19 protein-coding genes and 4 tRNA genes are annotated in these 18,840 nt (G+C 57.0%); 7 read left to right on the top strand and 16 right to left on the bottom strand.

Features of this window, described 5'->3' with window-relative positions; translation table 11 throughout:
- Nucleotides 1-2 precede the first annotated feature (2 nt).
- Nucleotides 3-383 (top strand): hypothetical protein, encoded by a 381-nt coding sequence (locus tag AC3WKX_RS11560; RefSeq protein WP_008432858.1) that lies wholly within the window; start codon nt 3-5, stop codon nt 381-383.
- Nucleotides 380-1,894, top strand: coding sequence for a conjugal transfer protein TraG N-terminal domain-containing protein (locus AC3WKX_RS11555; protein ID WP_008432856.1), 1,515 nt, complete (start codon nt 380-382; stop codon nt 1,892-1,894). The genes AC3WKX_RS11560 and AC3WKX_RS11555 overlap by 4 nt, the downstream gene beginning before the upstream one ends.
- Before the next feature lie 32 nt (nt 1,895-1,926).
- On the opposite strand, the gene AC3WKX_RS11550 is transcribed toward AC3WKX_RS11555, so the two are convergent.
- Together AC3WKX_RS11550 and AC3WKX_RS11545 are read right to left on the bottom strand one after the other, a co-directional pair.
- Nucleotides 1,927-2,250, bottom strand: a complete 324-nt coding sequence (locus AC3WKX_RS11550) for an Ac45/VOA1 transmembrane domain-containing protein (protein ID WP_008432855.1) — start codon at nt 2,248-2,250, stop codon at nt 1,927-1,929.
- Nucleotides 2,251-2,485: 235 nt separating this feature from the next.
- Nucleotides 2,486-2,974, bottom strand: a complete 489-nt coding sequence (locus AC3WKX_RS11545) for a hypothetical protein (protein ID WP_019821334.1) — start codon at nt 2,972-2,974, stop codon at nt 2,486-2,488.
- A gap of 205 nt (nt 2,975-3,179) precedes the next feature.
- On the opposite strand from AC3WKX_RS11545, the gene mobH reads away from it, so the two are divergent.
- Together mobH and AC3WKX_RS11535 are read left to right on the top strand one after the other, a co-directional pair.
- Nucleotides 3,180-5,066 carry a MobH family relaxase gene (gene mobH / locus AC3WKX_RS11540; protein ID WP_102607484.1) on the top strand — a complete coding sequence of 629 codons (1,887 nt, stop codon included), beginning with the start codon at nt 3,180-3,182 and terminating at the stop codon, nt 5,064-5,066.
- Nucleotides 5,063-6,382, top strand: coding sequence for a site-specific integrase (locus tag AC3WKX_RS11535; RefSeq protein WP_008432853.1), 1,320 nt, complete (start codon nt 5,063-5,065; stop codon nt 6,380-6,382). Before mobH ends, AC3WKX_RS11535 begins: the two co-directional genes overlap by 4 nt.
- Before the next feature lie 169 nt (nt 6,383-6,551).
- Here the strand turns inward: AC3WKX_RS11535 and AC3WKX_RS11530 are convergent.
- The 7 genes from AC3WKX_RS11530 to rluD form a co-directional block, all read right to left on the bottom strand.
- A tRNA-Pro gene (locus AC3WKX_RS11530) sits at nt 6,552-6,628 on the bottom strand.
- Nucleotides 6,629-6,816: 188 nt separating this feature from the next.
- Nucleotides 6,817-6,892: transfer RNA gene (locus AC3WKX_RS11525), tRNA-Lys, on the bottom strand.
- A gap of 5 nt (nt 6,893-6,897) precedes the next feature.
- Nucleotides 6,898-6,974 (bottom strand) — tRNA-Pro (locus AC3WKX_RS11520).
- Between the two features lie 10 nt (nt 6,975-6,984).
- A tRNA-Asn gene (locus tag AC3WKX_RS11515) sits at nt 6,985-7,060 on the bottom strand.
- 300 nt (nt 7,061-7,360) lie between these two features.
- Complete coding sequence (clpB, locus tag AC3WKX_RS11510; RefSeq protein ID WP_003215904.1) at nt 7,361-9,925, bottom strand: ATP-dependent chaperone ClpB; 2,565 nt, start codon at nt 9,923-9,925, stop codon at nt 7,361-7,363.
- A gap of 151 nt (nt 9,926-10,076) precedes the next feature.
- Nucleotides 10,077-10,802, bottom strand: a complete 726-nt coding sequence (gene pgeF, locus AC3WKX_RS11505) for a peptidoglycan editing factor PgeF (RefSeq protein ID WP_102605968.1) — start codon at nt 10,800-10,802, stop codon at nt 10,077-10,079.
- Nucleotides 10,799-11,761, bottom strand: a complete 963-nt coding sequence (gene rluD, locus AC3WKX_RS11500) for a 23S rRNA pseudouridine(1911/1915/1917) synthase RluD (RefSeq protein WP_003215899.1) — start codon at nt 11,759-11,761, stop codon at nt 10,799-10,801. Before rluD ends, pgeF begins: the two co-directional genes overlap by 4 nt.
- Nucleotides 11,762-11,910: 149 nt before the next feature.
- Between rluD and AC3WKX_RS11495 the strand changes: the two genes are divergently transcribed.
- Entirely contained in the window at nt 11,911-12,936 is a 1,026-nt protein-coding gene (locus AC3WKX_RS11495; RefSeq protein ID WP_003215898.1) for an outer membrane protein assembly factor BamD, read from the top strand.
- A 126-nt stretch (nt 12,937-13,062) separates the two neighbouring features.
- The gene (locus AC3WKX_RS11490; RefSeq protein ID WP_026078011.1) at nt 13,063-13,296 is read left to right on the top strand and encodes a PP0621 family protein; all 234 of its coding nucleotides are present in this window, start codon (nt 13,063-13,065) and stop codon (nt 13,294-13,296) included.
- Here AC3WKX_RS11490 and thiO read toward each other — a convergent pair.
- The 5 genes from thiO to pilV all read right to left on the bottom strand — a co-directional run bounded on the left by thiO (nt 13,283) and on the right by pilV (nt 16,584).
- The gene (gene thiO / locus AC3WKX_RS11485) at nt 13,283-14,392 is read right to left on the bottom strand and encodes a glycine oxidase ThiO (protein WP_102605969.1); all 1,110 of its coding nucleotides are present in this window, start codon (nt 14,390-14,392) and stop codon (nt 13,283-13,285) included. The genes AC3WKX_RS11490 and thiO overlap by 14 nt on opposite strands.
- A 62-nt stretch (nt 14,393-14,454) precedes the next feature.
- Nucleotides 14,455-14,856, bottom strand: coding sequence for a type IV pilin protein (locus AC3WKX_RS11480; protein ID WP_003215892.1), 402 nt, complete (start codon nt 14,854-14,856; stop codon nt 14,455-14,457).
- Between the two features lie 12 nt (nt 14,857-14,868).
- The gene (locus AC3WKX_RS11475) at nt 14,869-15,396 is read right to left on the bottom strand and encodes a pilus assembly PilX family protein (protein ID WP_102605970.1); all 528 of its coding nucleotides are present in this window, start codon (nt 15,394-15,396) and stop codon (nt 14,869-14,871) included.
- A 7-nt stretch (nt 15,397-15,403) separates the two neighbouring features.
- Nucleotides 15,404-16,111, bottom strand: coding sequence for a PilW family protein (locus AC3WKX_RS11470; RefSeq protein WP_102605971.1), 708 nt, complete (start codon nt 16,109-16,111; stop codon nt 15,404-15,406).
- Nucleotides 16,108-16,584 carry a type IV pilus modification protein PilV gene (gene pilV, locus AC3WKX_RS11465; RefSeq protein WP_102605972.1) on the bottom strand — a complete coding sequence of 159 codons (477 nt, stop codon included), beginning with the start codon at nt 16,582-16,584 and terminating at the stop codon, nt 16,108-16,110. Before pilV ends, AC3WKX_RS11470 begins: the two co-directional genes overlap by 4 nt.
- A gap of 218 nt (nt 16,585-16,802) precedes the next feature.
- Here pilV and AC3WKX_RS11460 point away from each other — a divergent pair, with 218 nt between their 5' ends.
- Nucleotides 16,803-17,384, top strand: a complete 582-nt coding sequence (locus AC3WKX_RS11460) for a GspH/FimT family pseudopilin (protein WP_102605973.1) — start codon at nt 16,803-16,805, stop codon at nt 17,382-17,384.
- Here the strand turns inward: AC3WKX_RS11460 and ispH are convergent.
- Both ispH and fkpB read right to left on the bottom strand, forming a co-directional pair.
- Complete coding sequence (gene ispH / locus AC3WKX_RS11455; RefSeq protein WP_003215881.1) at nt 17,338-18,285, bottom strand: 4-hydroxy-3-methylbut-2-enyl diphosphate reductase; 948 nt, start codon at nt 18,283-18,285, stop codon at nt 17,338-17,340. The two genes, AC3WKX_RS11460 and ispH, sit on opposite strands and share 47 nt — an antisense overlap.
- Nucleotides 18,286-18,401: 116 nt before the next feature.
- The gene (fkpB, locus tag AC3WKX_RS11450) at nt 18,402-18,839 is read right to left on the bottom strand and encodes an FKBP-type peptidyl-prolyl cis-trans isomerase (protein ID WP_003215879.1); all 438 of its coding nucleotides are present in this window, start codon (nt 18,837-18,839) and stop codon (nt 18,402-18,404) included.
- Nucleotide 18,840: the final 1 nt, after the last annotated feature.

The raw sequence follows: 18,840 nt of genomic DNA, 5'->3' as shown, positions 1-18,840 counted from the left end.
CCATGACCGAAATACAGGAGCCTGTCGCCGCTCCCAACCGTTCGCTGGTTCGACGAACCGGGAGGAGCATTCTGCTTGTTCTGGGTGTTTTGCTCGCGACTGCCGCCCTCGTAGTCCTACTCAGCGCTGTCCTGATGAACATGTTCGACAGCGCCGAGCAATGGCAAGCCTGGCGCACCGACCACTATTGGCCGCTCTTTACCTGGCGCCTAATGCTTTATATCGCACTGACCGTTGCCTGGTTCAAATTCAAGGTACGGTTATCGAACTCAGAACGCTCGAAACGGCGCAAAGGCCTGTTGAAGATCGAGATAATGGTGATCTTATTATTTCTGATGGTTGAACTGAGCAAGGTGCTGTATCAGGCAGGGGGTGTTCTGTGACGCTCTACACCAATGACTATTTAGAGTACTACCTGACGTTGGTCGGTTGGATCATCAACAATGGTATCTGGGCGATGATTTCAGATACCGGTCTATTCGCCCTCCCCTTCTGCATCATCGTTATTCGAGAGTGGCTGAAAGTCCGTGGTGAGGGGGCCGATGAGGGCAACAAAGGCGTTCTCTCACTGGCACGTATCGAAACCAATATCTACGTTGGCTACATCGTAGTCGCATTCTTCGCTGTACCAGCCGTCAATGTGAGTTTTGATACCTTGGCATTTGACCAGAGTAGAGCTCAGCAATGTCAATACAACTTACCTAAACCCACAGACACAGGCTGGAACACAACATTCAGCTCACTGGCAGGAAAGAGTGCCCAGATGCCCATGTGGTGGGCATTAATGCATGCATTATCAAAGGGATTAACCAATGGCGCTGTAGCAGCAATTCCCTGCGGGACTGATTTACGGCAAGTACGCATGGAAGTTAGCAACACCAAGATCAACAACCCGCTATTGGCTCAGGAAATTGGCGACTTTACGCACGATTGCTATGGACCCTCCCGTGCCAGATTATTCATGCGCCAACCCGAATTGGGAGCGCAAGGGAATGACCCTCGTTTTGCGCAGGAACTCAGCTGGATTGGTTCGCACTATTTATTGAACACCTCGGGTTATTACGACACGGACTACTCCAAAACTCCAAGGGCATCATGGCCCTATAACGCATCTCGTGATGTGGGTTTACCACAAGTGGGTGGAGGTGGGGGCTATCCAACTTGCAAACAATGGTGGTCAGATAGCGGAGTGGGACTGCGGGACCGTATCAAGGCTCAAGTGTCGCCGGACCTCATGACCAAAATGCTCGGCTGGGCAAAGTGGTTGTCCCCGGACGAAGTCACTGACTCGCTTGTCCGGCAACTGGTCTCGCCGTCGAACCAGGTGAAAGGGGATGTTTATACGGACTACGGGGGACAAATCGACGGAACTGTGTGGAATGGTGCAGCCCGGGCAGCGGGGACTCTCGGGGTTGCATTAGGATCTATGGCCTATTTTCCAGCGATGGACATGGTTCGCCAGGCGCTACCGATGGTCATGGCGTTCTTGAAAATGGCGATGGTGATTTGCATTCCCTTGGTGCTAATCGTCGGGGCTTACCAACTAAAAGTGGCCATGACTATGTCCGTTGTTTTTTTCGCTCTGATATTCGTGGACTTTTGGTTTCAACTGGCTAGATGGGTCGATACCACGATATTGGACGCTTTATATGGAGCCGGTTCTCCGCATTTATCATTTGATCCTGTGATGGGTTTGAACACTGCCACCCAGGACGCAATCTTAAACTTCGTGATGGGCTCGATGTTCATCATCCTGCCAGTGTTTTGGATGGGCGCGCTGGGATGGGCAGGGGTGAGCGCAGGAAAAGCATTGGAAGGCCTTACCAGCGGAACAAAAGATGTTCAAAAGGCAGGTCAGGAAGGGGTGAATACTGTCAAACGTAGCGTTATGTAACGTAAGGGTCTCATATCATTGATATGAGACCCTTAATCATCGTCGTCTACACGTTGACCAGCAACATAGTACCCATAGCCATCGGGGCCATAGCATTGACCATACTCTATCTGGTTTCTGCGAGGCGTAGGTCTGTGATTCAACGCCCAGAGCCCTCCACCCAAAACCAAGGTAAATACTGCAACGCTGATAATCCCGCTGAAAATGTCTGCAGAAAAATATAGGAGTACGGCAGCCACAACCAGACGCTTGACCCAACGCAGGGTACGGTTCTGACTGCACCAAACGAGGCGCGCAGCCTGACCCAGGCCATAGCCTAAGCGACTTGCTACTCCCTGAGAGGTCTGTGCGGTCATGGTGCGTCTCCTTCTTACCCGGTCTAGGGGCGATTTGACATTACTTATAATACCGATTTTTCTATGCTGCAAGATCATGAGACAAACGGCCTTTGCCTTCAGCACCAGATGCCCCCCTTTCACAACAAAAATGGCCCAAAAGGTAAAAGGTTTTGTAGAAGCGAATGGAATGGTTCACAAGGGTAAAAGCCTTACCCGAAAGGGCCGCTTTCAGCGGGAAAAAGGTCCAATCTCATCAACGCATCTCGCGAGTCGAATAAACTTCAACTAACTCGTCTTCTGTAAAATTACTAAGCAAAGAAAAGTATTCAGCTCTGGACTCAACCGTCAACGGTTGGATAGAACCTAAATTAATAAGAGTTGAAACAGCCTCGTCAGGAGTCATTTCGCTAGTAAGTGGGGCTCTCTGCCCAGAGTAATAAACCTTGTCAGACGCAATAGCTACATCCAGCAGTTCACGTACTTCACCATAACGAGCGGAACGCGCAGCGGTTAGAAACACTCCATCAAAAATGACCAAGACGCTATCAACGTGAGGAATAATATATTTAGCTAAGGCGACAACCAGAGGAAGGTTGTTGTCCCACCTTGCTTCCTCATCATCAAGATCATTCCCTACACTAGCAAAAAGAATGATCTCATCACACTTATTGTCACGTATCAAATCACAAAGTGCCCAAACATTATCTGAGGTTGATTTCGTAGCGTAGCGAAGTGAAACCATCATTTTTTCCTCACATAGTCGATCTGCGGCCCCGTGCCCTTAGACCGAAACGACGATAATTCTGCATTCCTTTCTCCGTCACCACCATAGAAAGATGGCTCTTCGCCAAAAGAAATACCCGAGGCAACCAGTGATCCTTTCCCCTTGCTCGCCCCCCCTTTGATAGGAGAAAAGCCTGCCCCATGAATCATTTACGGAGCAGGCGATGTTCTCTATTTTCCGCCGCAATAAAGCGCTACCCGCCCAAAGCCCCTCCCCTAACGGTTTTATACAGCCGGCCTCTAGCCAAGCACTACTGGCATCGCCGCGCCGTCAGAAACTACTGGAGAACATTTGGCAGCGCGCATCGTTATCTCGCTCACAGTTTGTCGAGCTCTATAGGCGTCCACTTGAGCGCTACGCGGAGTTGGTCCAGCAGCTCCCTGCTTCGCAAAACCACCATCATGCACACCCTGGCGGCATGCTGGATCACGGGCTTGAAATCGTCGCCTATGCCTTGAAAATTCGACAGAGCTACCTGCTTCCTATAGGCGCACCGCCGGAGTCTCAATCAGCACAGGCTGAGGCCTGGACTGCCGCCGCGGCTTACGGCGCTCTGATACACGACCTCGGCAAGATCGCCGTCGACGTGCACGTCGAGCTGGCAGGAGGTAAAACCTGGCACCCGTGGCACGGCCCAATCGATCGTCCCTATCGATTCCGTTACGTGAAAGGACGCAACTACCAACTTCACGGAGCCGCTGCCGCACTGATCTACGCGCAGATCCTCTCCTCAGAAATCTTAGATTGGCTCAGTAATTTCCCCGAAGTGTGGTCGCAGTTAATCTTCATTTTGGCTGGTCAGTACGAACATGCCGGCATTTTGGGAGAGATCGTGGTCAAGGCCGATCAGGCGTCCGTCGCACAGGAGCTCGGTGGAAATCCAGCCCGCGCGCTGTCCGCGCCCAAACAGTCTTTGCAGCGTCAATTAGCAGATGGGTTGCGTCACCTGGTCCGAGATACATTCAAACTGAATCAACCCGATGGACCGTCAGATGGATGGCTGACACAGGATGCTCTTTGGCTGGTTAGCAAGCCTATTGCTGATCAATTGCGAGCCTATTTGCTGACCAAAGGCGTTGAAGGTGTACCCAGTACGAATGCGCCTTTCTTCAACATGCTGCAAGATCAGGGGGTAATCCAAACCAATGCCCAAGACAAGGCAATCTGGAAAGCCACGATAGACAATGGTCGTGGCTGGCGAAACACCTTCACCCTGCTGAAGCTCTCACCGGCACTGATCTGGAATGATCCAAGTGATCGGCCCACAGCTTACGCTGGGACTCTTGAGGTAGAAGCTGGCAACCCGGTAGAAGACTCTGCAGGTGAAAATACCGTCGCCACACCGGCCAAAAAGTTGCCTTCGGAAATTCAATCCAGCCCTGTGCCGGCGCCTTTAGCACCGGCACAGCCATCACCGTTCGAACTACCTCAGCATTCCTCGAGCAGTACAGATGAATTTGACGAGCTACTGGCGCTCCTTGGTAACATCAATGAGCCATCAGAAGACACCAAAAACAAAGCGGTCTCAGCGGCACATACCGCGCCTCCGAAACTGGATGAAATCCAGCCTTCCCAAACCTCCAATCAAGGAGGTGCGCCTTTAGCAATAATCGAAGAAGTCACTCCGATGCCTAGCAATAACACCGAGATCGGTCAGGGATTTGTTGAATGGCTTAAGAAAGGCATCGCATCCCGGACCATCATTATCAACGATACCAAAGCGCTGGTTCATACCGTAGCAGGGACCGCTATGCTGGTAACGCCTGGAATTTTCAAACGCTACGTCCTTGAATTCCCCCATATCGAACAGCAAGCCAAAGTACAGCAAGTCAGCGCCTGGCAGCTGGTTCAACGTAGTTTCGAGAAACAGAAACTTCATCGAAAAACGCATAAGAGTTTGAATATTTGGACCTGTGACGTTGTTGGACCTCGAAAATCCAAGCAGCTCAAGGGGTACTTACTACTAGACCCGCGAACAATCTTCTCTGAGGTCCCTTTCGACAATATCAGCCTGTCCTTGAAGTCAGAAGCAACGGAGCCGCCACAATGACGACGCCCTCGAATCTGACGGAGGAATACATCTTTGCCCATGATCTGCGGCCTGCCAGTGCAAAGATCTATCGCGCCTCGACCAAAGCACTACTCAAGCATTTCCGAACGGCCTCAGTTGAGGAGATCGATCATCGTGCGGTTCTGACATGGCGAAAAAAAGTCCTTGAGAACGGATTATCCAAACGCAGCTGGAACACCTATTCAAATCACCTTCGAACTGTTTGGGGCTACGCCATAGAACACGGCCTGATGACCCATACCACGATCAACCCATTCAAGAAAACCAGCGTTATCCCACCAAAGCGAGCCAGCAAGACAATCAATGGAGACGCCATCCAACGAGCACGCAACTGGCTCATATCCCTTGTAGGCCAAGAACGTTGTACGCATGAACGTAGCCAGATCACACCTGCCTGGTTCTGGCTCAGCGTCTTCGAGATGTTTTATTACACAGGCATACGTCTGAATGCCCTGCTGTGCCTGCGTTACAAAGATATCGACTGGGACAGCCAGATGATCTTGGTCCGCGGTGAAACAGAGAAGACCCATCGGGAGTTTTTCCTCCCCATTATGGAAGGACTCGCTCCACACTTATCCAGGATCTTGGGGGAGGCCGAGAAAATCGGTTTTTCACCAGACGATCAGCTGTTCAACGTCAACAGATTCTCTCGTCACTTCCATGGCAAGGAAATGAACATCGACCAGGTGGAGTCAATGTACGGCAAGCTCACCGATAAGATCGGCGTGCGCATGACCCCTCACCGCTTCAGGCACACATTAGCAACAGACTTGATGAAGCAGCCTGAGCGAAACATTCATCTCACGAAAAGCCTGCTGAATCATTCGAATCTAGCGACAACGATGAATTACATAGAGGCGGACTACGACCATATGCGTGCTGTTCTACATGAGCGGAGTCGGGCTCAGGGCGCTCTGAGCCGAGTGACACGGGTTGATCCAAGTGGCAAACCCTCTGCCCCCTTACCCGCCAAAATAGGTGTGCATTCACAGGAAACCGCTCAACCAGAGCCCAAGAAGCTGCCAGCTCCACAACAATCTAGCAGCACAGAGGTCAGTATTGATCGGCGGACCAAGTCGACTGGCCGAAGCGCGCTACAGAAGGCTCTCGAGCTCGCATCTGCGCAACTGCATCGCGAGTCAATGACATGCTCTATGGACCCACCAGTAGATCAAGTAGAGCAGAGTCTACTATTGACGCTAATGGCGAGCGGGCTTGGTGTCGGCACATTCAGGAAACGCACCTCAACTGAGCATTCAATGCGAAGCTCATCATTTTCCAGAGCATCGCCCTAGTACGCTCATAATCAAAGCGCACTGGCTATAGGGAATTCTGGTTGGCCAGAGGCTTTCGCATGCCCGGAATAAAGAACCAGGTCGAAATCCGGATTTTTTCCAGACGAACGGTACGACTTTGCTCAAGGCACAAAAAAAGGCGTCATAAAGACGCCTTTTTCATTAAATATGGTCGGGGTAGGGGGATTCGAACTCCCGACATCCTGCTCCCAAAGCAGGCGCGCTACCGGACTGCGCTATACCCCGGAATGCGCATCGCAAAGCCTATGCACATTGACATCATGACGAACCGAAACTACTGTTCGCCTCAGACGGCTGCATGTCTACGGCGATATCTAAGTGCTGTAACACTTTCCAAAACCGTAAAACCGCCTCTATCAGAGCTAGAACCTCTGATTCTAAGATTTGATTCCAGCGTCAACTGGTCTCAAAAATGGTGGGTCGTGTGGGATTCGAACCTACGACCAATTGGTTAAAAGCCAACTGCTCTACCAACTGAGCTAACGACCCAAATATGGTCGGGGTAAGGGGATTCGAACTCCTGACATCCTGCTCCCAAAGCAGGCGCGCTACCGGACTGCGCTATACCCCGGTTTTGAAATTGGCTCCGTGACCAGGACTCGAACCTGGGACCCAATGATTAACAGTCATTTGCTCTACCGACTGAGCTATCACGGAACTACGTATTTCAAAGTGTTACGTTGTTGCATGTTACCTTCTCTTCGACGCTTCCGTATCGCTACGTTAGTGTCTCTGAGGCGCGCTATTCTACAATCTTAAAAACCCCTGTCAACCCTTTAAATTGCTTTTAAGACAATGATTTGCGCTTCTTTCTGATTTCTCCTTGGGGAGAAGAAACCGTTGGGCTGACGTTGCTGCGGGGCGCACTTTACAAGCCTTTGCCTTACAGTTCAACGCCCTATCGAAAAAAAAGGCCCCGCAATGCGGGGCCTCTTCTTATAGCAGTACCGCTTGGGCTTAGTGGAAGACGATTTCGTCGTTCTCCACCGTCGCCTCGACGCTGGTGCCCGGCATAAAGCTGCCCGACAGGATCAGCTGCGCCAACGGGTTCTCGATCCAGCGCTGGATCGCACGTTTCAACGGCCGTGCGCCATAAACCGGGTCGTAACCAACCGCGATCAGCTTGTCCAACGCCTCGCGGCTCAGCACCAGGGACAACTCGCGCTCCGCCAGACGGCTGCGCAGGCGGCCCAACTGGATCTCGGTAATGCCCGCGATCTGATCCCGCGCCAGAGGCTCGAAGATCACCACTTCATCGACCCGGTTGATGAACTCCGGCCGGAAGTGGCTGGTCAGCGCGTCCATTACGGCTGCACGCTGGGCCTCACGGTCACCCACCAGCTCCTGAATCTGTACCGAGCCCAGGTTGGAGGTCATCACGATCACCGTATTGCGGAAGTCCACGGTGCGCCCGTGACTGTCCGTCAGGCGGCCATCTTCCAGCACTTGCAGCAACACGTTGAACACATCCGGGTGGGCCTTCTCGACCTCGTCCAGGAGGATCACCGAGTAAGGCTTGCGCCGTACCGCTTCAGTCAGGTAACCGCCTTCCTCGTACCCTACATAGCCTGGTGGCGCCCCGATCAGGCGAGCCACGGAATGTTTCTCCATGAACTCGGACATATCGATCCGCACCATCGCCTCTTCGGTATCGAAGAGGAATTCAGCCAGGGCCTTGCACAACTCGGTCTTGCCCACGCCGGTCGGGCCGAGGAACATGAACGAGCCGCTCGGACGGTTCGGATCGGACAACCCGGCCCGCGAACGCCGCACCGCGTTGGACACCGCGACCACCGCCTCTTCCTGGCCGATGACGCGCTGGTGCAACAGGCTTTCCATCTTCAGCAGCTTGTCGCGCTCGCCTTCGAGCATTTTCGACACCGGGATACCGGTCCACTTCGAGACGACTTCGGCGATTTCTTCCTCGGTCACCTTACTGCGCAGCAGCTGGTTCTCAGGCTTGCCGTGCTGGTCGACCATCTGCAGGCTACGCTCCAGGTCCGGTATCACCCCGTACTGCAACTCGGCCATGCGGTTCAGGTCGCCTTTACGGCGGGCTGCTTCCAGTTCCTGACGGGACTGCTCGATCTTTTGCTGGATCTGCGCAGAACCCTGCACTTCGGCTTTTTCCGAGGTCCAGATTTCTTCGAGGTCCGAATACTCACGCTCGAGGCGAACAATTTCTTCCTGGAGTTTTTCCAGGCGTTTCTTCGCCGGCTCGTCTTCTTCTTTCTTCAGGGCCTGGGATTCAACTTTCAGCTGAATCAGGCGCCGATCCAGACGGTCCAGCACTTCGGGCTTCGAATCGATCTCCATCCGAATGCGGCTGGCCGCTTCGTCGATCAAGTCGATGGCCTTGTCCGGCAACTGCCGATCGGTGATGTAGCGATGGCTCAGTTTCGCCGCCGCGATGATCGCACCGTCGGTGATCGCGACTTTATGGTGGACCTCATACCGCTCTTTCAAGCCACGCAGGATCGCGATGGTGTCTTCTTCGCTCGGTTCTTCCACCAATACTTTCTGGAAGCGACGCTCAAGGGCCGCGTCCTTCTCGATGTACTGACGGTATTCGTTCAGCGTGGTCGCACCCACGCAATGCAACTCGCCCCGCGCCAGTGCCGGCTTGAGCATGTTGCCCGCGTCCATCGAGCCTTCGCCTTTACCGGCGCCGACCATGGTGTGCAGTTCGTCGATAAACAGAATGATCTGCCCTTCCTGCTTCGACAGTTCGTTCAGCAGGGATTTGAGGCGCTCTTCGAACTCGCCACGGAACTTGGCGCCGGCAATCAGCGACCCCATGTCCAGGGACAGCAGGCGCTTGCCTTTAAGGCCGTCCGGCACTTCACCATTGATGATGCGCTGGGCCAGGCCTTCGGCAATCGCGGTTTTACCCACGCCAGGTTCACCGATCAGCACCGGGTTGTTCTTGGTGCGACGCTGCAGGACCTGGATGGTGCGACGAATTTCGTCGTCACGGCCGATCACCGGGTCAAGCTTGCCTTCTTCGGCGCGCTTGGTCAGGTCGACGGTGTATTTGTCCAGGGCCTGGCGGGACTCCTCGTGGTTAGGGTCATTTACCGCCTCGCCGCCGCGCAGGTTGTTGATGGCGTTTTCCAGAGCTTTTTTGCTCACGCCCTGGCCCAGCAACAATTTGCCAAGTTTGCTGTTGTCGTCCATCGCGGCGAGCAGCACCACTTCACTGGAGATGAACTGGTCACCCTTTTGCTGCGCCAGTCGATCCGCCTGGTTAAGCAGACGCGCCAGATCCTGGGACATGTTCACGTCGCCAGTCGGGTTTTGGATTTTCGGCAGTTGGTCGAGCTCTTTGCTCAACTCCTTGCGCAGGCTGTTGACGTCGAAGCCCACCTGCATCAGCAAGGGTTTGATGGAACCGCCTTGCTGCTCCAGGAGCGCTTGCATCAAGTGCGCAGGCTCGATGGCCGGATGATCCAGGCCAACCGCCAGAGATTGGGCGTCAGATAAAGCCAACTGCAATTTGCTGGTTAAACGATCAATACGCATTAGTCACCTTCCTTTTGAGCAGGCCGGAGCTATGAACAAACACATCCTGAATGAAGAAACCTGCCAGATACCCTTATAGATGGGGTGGATTCTGGAAGATTCAAGCGGGCGACCGCTGACTTGCGTCAGGATTGACCCAAGTCAAAGGAGTCTAGCGTTCAAGCCAGACAAGGGAGGCAAACCGACCGGTGCGCGGGCTGCGACGGTAGGAATAGAAGCGGGGATCCGTCACAGTGCACAAGCCACCACCGTACACGGCAGTGACGCCGCGGGCGGCAAGCCGCAGGCGAGCCAGCTGGTAAATGTCGGCCATGAACTTGCCCGGGTTCTGACTGGGCACGAACGCCTCAATCGTTTCCGGAAGTTGCTGCATAAAGGCTTCACGCACTTCCGGGCCGACTTCAAAGGCTTGCGGACCGATGGCCGGCCCCAGCCACACCAATACGTCGGCAGGCTCGGTATCCAGACTTTCAACGGTCGCTTCCAATACGCCAGCGGCCAGGCCACGCCAGCCGGCATGGGCTGCCGCGACGCGGGTACCGGCGCGATTGCAAAACAAGGCAGGCAGGCAATCAGCCGTCATCGAAGTGCAGGCGATGCCCGGAGTGCTGGTCCAACTGCCATCGGCTTCGGCAGTCCGGCCGGGATCCGCCTCGACGACAACCACACCGTGAACCTGGCGCAACCAGGCGGGCTGGATATTGAAGGCAGCGCAGAGACGACGGCGATTTTCGAGCACGGCTTCGAGGCTGTCCTCGACATGATCGCCGAGATTTAGCTTGTCGAACGGCGCCACGCTGACGCCGCCCGCACGGGTGGTAACACAGGCTTTCACCCCGGCCGGCGCGGGCCAGTCAGGAATCAGCCAGTCACTCATCCTATAAACGCCTCGCGATCCTGCTTGAGCAGCGACAACAACCAGACAAAATCGTCTGGGAGTGGCGATTCCCAGCTCATCCGTTTACCGCTCGTCGGATGATCCAGCTCCAGGAAGCGTGCATGCAGCGCCTGGCGCGGGAAGGTTTTCAGCGAATCAACCATGGTTGCACTGGCCGCCGGCGGAATGCGGAAGCGGCCACCGTAGGCCGGATCTCCGACCAACGGGAAGTTGATGTGCGCCATGTGCACCCGAATCTGGTGGGTACGACCGGTTTCCAGCTTTACCCGCACGTGAGTGTGGGAGCGGAAACGCTCAAGCACGCGGTAGTGGCTGACGGCTTGCTTGCCGCCTTCCATCACCGCCATACGCTGGCGCTGCTGGCCGTGGCGGCCGATCGGGGCATTGATTTTGCCACCGGCGGTTACCACGCCGATCACGATGCATTCGTAGATCCGGCTGACGCTGCGGCTCTGCAGTTGTGTGACCAGCTGCGTCTGCGCCTGAATGGTCTTGGCCACCACCATGAGGCCGGTGGTGTCCTTGTCCAGGCGGTGCACGATGCCGCAGCGCGGGACATTGATGATGTCCGGCACGTGGTGCAACAAGGCATTGAGCAGCGTGCCATCAGCGTGCCCGGCGGCCGGGTGAACCACCAGGCCGGCAGGTTTGTTGATCACCAGGATGTCGTCGTCTTCATAGACGATGTCCAGTTCAATGTCCTGGGCGATCCATTCTCCCTGGGCTTCCTGCTCGGCAGTCAGCTCAAGAATCGCACCACCATGGACTATGTCTCGCGGGCGGATAACCGCTCCATCCACAGTCAGGCGGCCGTCTTTGATCCAGGCGGAAAGGCGCGAGCGCGAGTGCTCAGCGAATAATTGTGCGGCGACTTGATCGAGGCGTTGGCCGCCCAATTCGGACGGCACCTCTGCGCGAAGTTCAATTTTATCGGACATGCTCAGACTAGGCGTGGCACAGCCTTTGGTTTCGGCTGCGCGCTTGTGGTTAAATACGGCGTCTTTTGCCCCGAGGCTTTCCAAGGGGCGCTCATCATAACAGGACGGCCCCGCCCAAGACAGCGGCCGTCATAGGGACGCAAGCCGCCATGCAAGTGAAACACCTGCTGCTGATCGCCATCCTCGCCATGACTGCTGCTTGCTCGTCAACAAAGGAAGTCGTCGACGAAAACCTGAGCGAGGTCGAGCTGTACCAACAAGCTCAGACCGACCTGAACAACCACAGCTACACCAGCGCCACGACCAAGCTCAAGGCACTGGAGTCGCGGTATCCGTTCGGGCGATACGCCGACCAGGCCCAGCTCGAGCTGATCTACGCCAACTACAAGAACGCCGAGCCGGAAGCTGCCAAGTCCGCCGCCGAGCGTTTTATCCGCCTGCACCCTCAGCACCCGAACGTGGACTACGCCTACTACCTCAAGGGCCTGACCTCGTTTGACCAGGACGTTGGCCTGCTGGCGCGCTTCCTGCCGCTGGACATGACCAAGCGTGACCCGGGCGCTGCCCGCGACTCCTACAACGAGTTCGCCCAGCTCACCAGCCGCTACCCCAACAGCCGCTACGCGCCGGACGCCAAGCAGCGCATGATCTACCTGCGCAACCTGCTGGCTTCCTACGAAATCCACGTAGCCCACTACTACCTGACCCGTCAGGCGTACGTTGCTGCCGCGAACCGTGGCCGTTACGTAGTGGAAAACTTCCAGGAAACCCCATCGGTGGGTGACGGCCTGGCCGTGATGACCGAGGCTTACCAGCGCCTGCACCTGGACGCCCTGGCGGCCACCAGCCTGGAAACCCTGAAGCTCAACTACCCGGACCACCCAAGCCTGAAGGACGGCCAGTTCGTACCGCAGGTTGCCGAAGCCGACAACCGCTCGTGGTTGAGCAAGTACACCCTGGGCCTGATCGAGTCCCGTCCACCGCTGCCGCCGGGCGAAACCCGCGCCAACCAGGACATCATCAAGCAATACCAGGACGCCAAGGATTCGATTCCATCGGACCTCAAGCCGCGTGACGAAAACGGCGACATCATCGAAGAGCAAGGGCCTCAAGCCCTGGGCAATAACGAAGATCGCTCGTGGTTCAGCTACATGACTTTCGGTATCTTTGACTGATTGTTCGCCGCGATGCAAAAAGGGAGCTCTTCGGAGCTCCCTTTTTTATTGCGCTGCATAATTGCGCTGTGCGCCCATCACGTCCTTGGCTAAACTGCGGGATTCCTTGTCGAGAAGCTGCCCACCATGGTTCGTCTACTGTTCTGGATCGCCGTTATTGCTGCCGCGGTATGGTTTTGGCGCAAATTCAAAAGCCCGGCCGCCAAACAGCAGCGGCCCAGCGAACAGGGCCCGATCCAGATGGTTCGTTGCGCCCACTGTGGCCTTCACCTGCCACAGGATCGAGCCTTGAGCCTGCGCCAGGAATGGTATTGCACCCAGGCGCATCTGGAGCAAGGGCCGAAATCTATCCAGCGTTGATTCGGCCTGCCGGCGCATACGGGGCCGGATCAATGATCGGCTCATGTCCCAGCAACAAATCGGCAAACAGTTGGCAGGACGCCGGCGCCAGCACCAGGCCGTTGCGGTAGTGCCCGCAGTTGAGCCACAGCCCGTCGAAACCTGGCACCTTGCCAATATACGGAATGCCCTCCGGCGAGCCGGGCCGCAAACCGGCCCAATGCCCCACCACTTCGGCATCGGCCAGGGCCGGAATCAACTCGACGGCAGAGGCTTTCAGGCTTTCCAGTGCAGAGTCGGTGGGCGTCTTGTCGAACCCCTCGTGCTCCAGCGTGCTACCGATCAGAATGTGCCCATCCCGCCGGGGAATCGCATAACGCCCCTTGGCCAGGACCATGCACGACAAGAAGTCCGACGCACACTTGTACAAGATCATCTGCCCCTTGACCGGCTCCACGGGCAACTCAAGCCCCAGGCGGCCCAGCAACTCACCGCTCCAGGCGCCGGCGGCCAGCACTACCTGATCGCCATGGATCGGCCCGAGCGCCGTATTCACCCCAACAACCTTGCCGCCCTGCTGAATAAACCCATCAACCGCACACTGCTCGTGAATCGTCACGCCCGGCAGGGCCAACAAGGCCGCCTTGAGGGATTTGACCAACCGCGGATTACGCACATTGGCCACATCCGCCATATAGATCGCCTGGGAAAACCCGGCACCCAGCACCGGCACAGCGTCATGGGCAGCTGAAACATCCACCTTGCTCAGCGGGCGCCCTTCGCGGGCTGCCCAGGCAAGCGCCTCGGTTTCATCATCCAGGTCCAGCCAATACAGGCCGGTGGTGTGAACTTCCGGGTCAATGCCAGTAGCCGCGAACAGACGCTCTGCCAGTTGCGGGTAAAAATCCTGGGACCAGTGCGCCAGGGCCGTCACGGCCGGGCTGTAGCGCCACGGGTAGAGCGGGGAGACAATGCCGCCGCCGGCCCAGGAAGACTCCTGACCGACCGCCGAACGATCCAGCAACACAACCTCTTGCCCTTGGGTCGCCAGGTTGAACGCCGTCAACAACCCGATTACCCCACCACCCACAACCACTACTTGCTGTTGCTTAGCCATTGTTCGATCCAGCCGATAAAAAGAAAAAGGCACGCCCGGCGCCCAATCGTCCAGCTTCCTCATCATTGCCCCCAGCACGCCTTGCGCGTCATATCAGGCGCGGCTCCCGGATTGCTTCGCGCACCGGTACTGCTCAGGCTGAAGGCGGCACAGGGATCGCCCGCCATCACCGAGTCAATTGCCGGCGTGGCAAGCAGAACGAAATCCTGAGGGTTCAATGCAGGGGTGATTCTATAGCGATCATTGCCGGCGATGACGCCAGTCGCATCAATAAAAGTGCCGTTCCTCGCGTAATAACGCTCAAGGTACTGTGCCTGCTCACTCAGCAACCCGGCAATTTCCGCGCGATAGACCTTTTTCATATGGCTGAGATACCCGGGATAGGCGACGCCCGCCAGGAGTCCGACGATCGCCACGGCGATCAGTAATTCGATCAGGGTGAAGCCTGTGCAATCCTTGCCCATCGCGCTGCTCACTTATTGAAGTTGTCGCCACATGATTCTTCGGAAACGCTCGCCAGGCCCGCTGCCCACACGGGCATACACAGACTCCAGGACGGAGCGTGAGTGCCCACTGACGCCCACTGATGTCACGCGATAGACCGTGGCCTGGGCCTCTGCCGGGAGCTGAGCAAAACCCGTTCCCGGCCCCAGGTTTTGAATACCGTAGACGCCGTCTTTCATCCCTATCCAGGTCACAGTCGATACGGGATTCGTCCCCGGCCCCACTACCGAAACCGATTCGGCAGGTGGCGCGCACGCAGCCGTCGAGTGGCAAGGGCGCAGGGCGAAACCTGACGCCTGCACCAAAGACTCGCCAAGCCTGAGGCCGCTTTCGGCCTGCTGAAACGACTGGTTGCGCTGCCGAAGGCTGCCGGTAATTTTTTCTTGCGAGATTGCTCCCTGCATCGAAGACAATCCGAGGAGTGCCAACAGCAGCAGGAATACCAGGCTGATCAGCAAAACCATGCCTGCCTGCCTCGAACGGGAGAGGTAATAACCCATGGGCACGCTACTCCAGGCGATTACGTAGTGCCGCGACCACGCTGTAGGCCTGGTCTTTCACCAACCCATTTGGATCCTGAAGTGTCAGCAGAATCCGCACGCTGCGGATGAGCGACTCATCGCCGGGGTTGGGGTCATATCGGCTGACAACCGTTGAGCCAGGCTTGTCGGCCACGCCGAAACTGATATCGAATGCCCCCACGTTATCCACCAGCACCGCTTTGCTCGGGGCCGCCAGCGTGCTGAACTTCAACTGCCCGCCCTCAAAGGTGTAGGTCAGCTTGCGCAGAGGGAAATGGATTTGCCCGGGCGTCGCTGCCGGCGCGCTTCCAACATAGGCGTGGGCAGAGCCGGTGCAATCGGAAAGCACCGTCCAGTCCGGCTTGCTGCCACCCTGCCCTACGTCGGCGGTCACCAGCGTCAGGGACCGGGAGCTGCCGGTGGTACTCCATCCAATGGGACGATCAAAACCTGCGGGAGCGTTGCTGATTGATGCAGCGGACAAGCAGCCAAACATGCCCGCCTGGCGTATTTCCTGAATCAGCTTGCCAAGGGCGAACCGTGCATCATCCTGCAACAGCGAAGCCGCACTCTGGCTGGCATAAGTGGTTCGGGAGCTGAGTGCAATCTGGGTCACCCCCAGGATCAACATCAGGCCGAGGGCCAATGCCAGCAGCATCTCCACCAGGCTGAAACCGCACACTGGACCTCTCATGGCAACACCCTCGGGTCGACTGCAATCCGGCTGGTCAGGGTGAACGTTTCCCGGGTGCCTTGAGCCTTCGCTCCACGGGAGTCGTCCCAACTGATGCTGATGGTCACTTCTCGCTGATTGACCGCAACCGACCCCTTGGCGCTTTCCCCGGCGAACCCGGCGATATTCGCTTCAAAGTCGTGCAGGTCCAGATCACGCACACTCGCGACCGAGGTGCTGGAGGGCGCGCGTTCACCCTGGCCCCAGGAGTAATCAGCACCCGAATTGGCGCGGATCCGGTCGAGCATGTCGTAGGCAATGAAACTGGCCTGACTGGTCATCCTGGAACTGTCGGTGTATTTCAATGCATTGAGCTGAATGACTGCCGCCCCTAGCAGGCCGACAGCGAGGATCAGCACAGATACCAGGACCTCGATCAGGGTCATTCCGGCCTGGGTCGGTTGCGGGTGGGGCGTTACGGAAAAAGCGTTCATTACCATCGCCATCCATGTCGAAGGTCATCAGAAAGCAGCGCAAACCTGCTGTGCGACGCAAGACTAGCGCCGGTATTGCCTGGGCGCTGCCCCCCGGAACAAAGCGAAATACTTTGGACAGAATGGCCACCATTCGACCCGCCGGACTGGGCGCTATAACTATGTCTGCCATCCGGCACCGACTGAAAAAGCACACCGCGTCCACGGAGGGACGGCACATGAAACAACGAGGTTTCTCGCTGATTGAGCTGGTTCTGGGCCTGTTCCTGAGCGGCATCCTGGCCAATCTGGCAGTGCCGAGTCTCAAGGGGCTGCTCGAGTCGCAACGACGCCAGAGCGCCGCCGAATCCCTTGCCGGCGGACTGCGTTATGCCCGCACAGAAGCCATCGCACGCAATCGCACGGTGGTTATCCATGCATTGGACGATGACTGGAGCCGGGGTTGGAGGGTGATACTGGACCTGAACGGTCGCGGCCATCTGGACGACAAAAACCCGGTGCTGCTGGAGCGCCAGGACAGTGGGCAGATACCGATTGTGGGGAATACGCCGGTGAGAACCCAGATACGCTTCAGCAGCCTGGGTGAACCGCTGCTGTCAGCAGGGGCATTCAGCGCCGGCACCGTCCACGTGTGTGCGACGGACCAGCAACTGAGCCTGTATCAAATAGTGCTGGCCGCCAGCGGGCGTATCAGCCTGCGCAGTAACAAGACCGAGCAGGCTTTGTGCCGGGGCTATGCCGGCACTCTGGGCCTCAGAGCAGCGAACGAACCCGCAGCTCCTTGGGCATGGAGAAAGTGATGTTCTCTTCACGGCCAGCCAGTTCATCAGCGCCCGTGGCGCCCCAGGCCTGCAGTTGCTGAATAACGCCACGCACCAGGACTTCCGGGGCCGAGGCTCCGGCAGTGATGCCAATGCGTTCGACACCGTCGAACCAGCTGCGCTGCATGTCTTCGGCACCATCGATCAGGTAGGCCGGGGTGGCCATGCGCTCGGCCAGTTCGCGCAGGCGGTTGGAGTTGGAGCTGTTGGGGCTCCCCACCACCAGCACAACATCGCATTCGTCGGCCAATTGCTTGACCGCATCCTGGCGGTTCTGGGTGGCGTAGCAGATGTCATCCTTGCGTGGACCGCCGATGGCCGGGAAGCGCGAGCGCAAGGCATCGATGACGCGGCTGGTGTCGTCCATGGACAAGGTGGTCTGGGTAACGAAAGCCAGCTTTTCAGGGTTGTGCACCTGCAATGCAGCGACGTCTTTTTCGTCTTCCACCAGGTAGATCGCCCCACCATTGCTGCCATCGTACTGGCCCATGGTGCCTTCGACTTCCGGGTGACCGGCGTGGCCGATCAGGATGCATTCACGACCATCACGGCTGTAGCGCGCGACCTCGATGTGCACCTTGGTCACCAGCGGGCAGGTGGCGTCGAACACTTTCAGGCCACGGCCTGCTGCTTCGGTGCGTACCGCCTGGGAAACGCCGTGAGCGCTGAAGATGACGATAACGTCGTCCGGCACCTGGTCCAGTTCCTCAACGAAGATGGCCCCGCGGCTGCGCAGGTCTTCGACCACAAACTTGTTGTGGACGACTTCATGGCGCACGTAAATCGGCGGCCCGAAAACTTCCAGGGCGCGGTTGACGATTTCAATCGCCCGGTCCACGCCGGCGCAGAAGCCACGGGGGTTGGCGAGTTTGATTTGCATGCTGTGCCTCGTGTCTTGCCCTGTAGGATCGAGCTTGTGTGGCGAGGGCGCTTGCTCCCGCTGGGCCGCGAAGCAGCCCCAACAAGCTCGCCCCTGCAGTAGGCCGATTTCGTTAGTTACAGCGCTTTAACGTCGATGATTTCAACATCAAAGGTCAAGGTTTTCCCGGCCAACGGGTGGTTGAAGTCGATGGTCACTTGCGCGTCATCAAAGGCTTTCACCACACCCGGCAGCTCGGTATTCGCCGCATCGTTGAAGATCACCAGCAAGCCTTCCGACAGCTCCATGTCCTGGAACTGCGAACGCGGGATGATCTGCACGTTTTGCGGGTTGGGCTGGCCAAAGGCGTTTTCCGGCAGGATCTGCAGGTTGCGCTTGTCGCCGGCCTTGAAACCGAACAGTGCCGCTTCGAAACCCGGCAGCAGGTTGCCGTCGCCGACCTTGAAGGTCGCCGGGGCCTTGTCGAACGTGCTGTCGACCGTGTCGCCATTCTCCAGGCGCAATGCGAAATGCAAGGTGACTTCCGTGTTCTGGCCAATGCGTTGCTCAGCCAAT

The organism is Pseudomonas sp. GP01-A4, assembly GCF_058780865.1.
This window is presented reverse-complemented; position numbering and strand designations above follow the sequence as displayed.

Bases quoted from the DNA above. Each gene is read 5' to 3' on its own strand.
- AC3WKX_RS11560 (WP_008432858.1), top strand. From the start codon at position 3: ATGACCGAAATACAGGAGCCTGTCGCCGCTCCCAACCGTTCGCTGGTT.
- AC3WKX_RS11550 (WP_008432855.1), bottom strand. From the start codon at position 2,250: ATGACCGCACAGACCTCTCAGGGAGTAGCAAGTCGCTTAGGCTATGGC.
- AC3WKX_RS11545 (WP_019821334.1), bottom strand. From the start codon at position 2,974: ATGGTTTCACTTCGCTACGCTACGAAATCAACCTCAGATAATGTTTGG.
- mobH (WP_102607484.1), top strand. From the start codon at position 3,180: ATGTTCTCTATTTTCCGCCGCAATAAAGCGCTACCCGCCCAAAGCCCC.
- AC3WKX_RS11535 (WP_008432853.1), top strand. From the start codon at position 5,063: ATGACGACGCCCTCGAATCTGACGGAGGAATACATCTTTGCCCATGAT.
- clpB (WP_003215904.1), bottom strand. From the start codon at position 9,925: ATGCGTATTGATCGTTTAACCAGCAAATTGCAGTTGGCTTTATCTGAC.
- pgeF (WP_102605968.1), bottom strand. From the start codon at position 10,802: ATGAGTGACTGGCTGATTCCTGACTGGCCCGCGCCGGCCGGGGTGAAA.
- rluD (WP_003215899.1), bottom strand. From the start codon at position 11,761: ATGTCCGATAAAATTGAACTTCGCGCAGAGGTGCCGTCCGAATTGGGC.
- AC3WKX_RS11495 (WP_003215898.1), top strand. From the start codon at position 11,911: ATGCAAGTGAAACACCTGCTGCTGATCGCCATCCTCGCCATGACTGCT.
- AC3WKX_RS11490 (WP_026078011.1), top strand. From the start codon at position 13,063: ATGGTTCGTCTACTGTTCTGGATCGCCGTTATTGCTGCCGCGGTATGG.
- thiO (WP_102605969.1), bottom strand. From the start codon at position 14,392: ATGGCTAAGCAACAGCAAGTAGTGGTTGTGGGTGGTGGGGTAATCGGG.
- AC3WKX_RS11480 (WP_003215892.1), bottom strand. From the start codon at position 14,856: ATGGGCAAGGATTGCACAGGCTTCACCCTGATCGAATTACTGATCGCC.
- AC3WKX_RS11475 (WP_102605970.1), bottom strand. From the start codon at position 15,396: ATGGGTTATTACCTCTCCCGTTCGAGGCAGGCAGGCATGGTTTTGCTG.
- AC3WKX_RS11470 (WP_102605971.1), bottom strand. From the start codon at position 16,111: ATGAGAGGTCCAGTGTGCGGTTTCAGCCTGGTGGAGATGCTGCTGGCA.
- pilV (WP_102605972.1), bottom strand. From the start codon at position 16,584: ATGAACGCTTTTTCCGTAACGCCCCACCCGCAACCGACCCAGGCCGGA.
- AC3WKX_RS11460 (WP_102605973.1), top strand. From the start codon at position 16,803: ATGAAACAACGAGGTTTCTCGCTGATTGAGCTGGTTCTGGGCCTGTTC.
- ispH (WP_003215881.1), bottom strand. From the start codon at position 18,285: ATGCAAATCAAACTCGCCAACCCCCGTGGCTTCTGCGCCGGCGTGGAC.